The 267-nt window shown below is 59.6% G+C and carries 1 pseudogene; it reads right to left on the reverse strand.

Going from position 1 to position 267, the window contains the following annotated elements:
- Positions 1-85: 85 nt before the first annotated feature.
- Positions 86-267, reverse strand: a pseudogene (locus DBV14_RS33730) (thioredoxin); the annotation flags it as partial.

Raw genomic sequence — 267 nt, forward strand, 5'->3', positions numbered from 1 at the left:
GCACACCGTCGGCGTGGGCGAAGCCCTGAATGACCCGAAACAGCAGCGCCAACAACGCACAACGCGACGAAAAGAAGAACGGAATCTAGACCCCAGAAGGCGCAGGCTCAGCCAACAGCGCCTGGATCTTCTTCTCGGTCGTTCCGTAGCTGCCCTCGCCGAAGTGCGAGTAGACGATCTTTCCCTGCTTGTCGATCAGGTACACGGCCGGCCAGTACTGGTTCTTGAATGCCTTCCAGGTGCCGTAGCTGTTGTCTTGCGCCACCG

The organism is Variovorax sp. KBW07, assembly GCF_003852515.1.
Lineage (GTDB): Bacteria > Pseudomonadota > Gammaproteobacteria > Burkholderiales > Burkholderiaceae_C > Variovorax.